Here is a 1010-nt window from a genome sequence, read left to right as displayed (position 1 = left end):
AGATAAAATAAAGAAGCTTATTGAAGTACAGATGGAGAATCTGGCAACCCGTTATTGCCCTCTCTATGAGGAAGTGCTGGATACTCAGATGTACGGATTTTCCAAGGAAGTGGATTTTGCGGTTCGCGCTGGACTTCTTCCGGAAATGGTAGGTAAACAGCTGGTCAGTGAGCTGGAACGCAATCTGGCTATTCTATATGAGGCCATGAATAATAAGGCCAATTAGGAAGACGGTTGAATTGATGAGAGCATGCGGAGTTTGAGAGCATGCTTTTTTTGATGCCTTTTTTTAAAAAATGTTCTTTTAGGATGGTAAAAGCGCATCGCCCTTCCACCATCCTAATGCACATTTTAAAACCTTAAAAGCTACACAAGGAAGAAGGATACACCTAACAATACATACACTACCAGTAGCATGAGTCCCTCATACCAGTTGGTTGAGCCATCCTGGGTGATGGATTTGGCGATAAATACAGCGACAGCAATGGCGACCAGCTCAATTGTGGTGAAAACAATATTCATCGTGTTTCCCATAAAGTAACTGATAAAAATCAGCACAGGGGCAACAAATAGTGCAATTTGCAAACTGCTGCCGATAGCTATTTCGACAGATGCACCGATTTTGTTTTTCATCGCCAGTAAAATAGCAGCGCTGTGTTCGGCTGCATTACCAATAATAGCGACGAGGAAGGCACCTACAAACAATTCGCTGAGCCCAAATTGGGTCGTAAATACCTCCAGTGTACCTACCAGCCATTCGCTGACAAAAGCGACCATAACAGTAGCGAGTACCAAATAGGCAATGGATTTGTTTCTGGACCACACAGGGGCATGCTCATGTGGCAATTCTTCATCTTTTTGTTCGGTCACATCAGCTAAATAGTCCTTATGCGTAATCATAGAAAAAATAAGCCACGCAATATACGCGACAATGAGCGTGCCTGCGACAATGAGGCTGAGCGTATCTGATTCGTTATCCGTGATAACGTGTGTGTTCAGAAAGACAGCTG

Annotated in this window: 2 protein-coding genes; one reads left to right on the top strand and one right to left on the bottom strand. The window is 43.5% G+C overall.

The window, feature by feature from the left end:
* Window positions 1-226 (top strand): Fpa/YlaN family protein (locus GRP75_RS27910; RefSeq protein WP_160790997.1); only part of this gene is annotated, 226 nt, incomplete at its 5' end.
* Between the two features lie 140 nt (window positions 227-366).
* Here GRP75_RS27910 and GRP75_RS27905 read toward each other — a convergent pair.
* Window positions 367-1010, bottom strand: a 644-nt coding sequence (locus GRP75_RS27905; RefSeq protein WP_369127589.1) for a calcium:cation antiporter, incomplete at its 5' end; no start/stop codon positions are given.

It is taken from the genome of Paenibacillus sp. OT2-17 (assembly GCF_009827695.1).
Lineage (GTDB): Bacteria > Bacillota > Bacilli > Paenibacillales > Paenibacillaceae > Paenibacillus > Paenibacillus polymyxa_B.
Note: the sequence above shows the minus strand (reverse complement) of the source record. Positions and strands in the feature narration are given on the sequence as shown.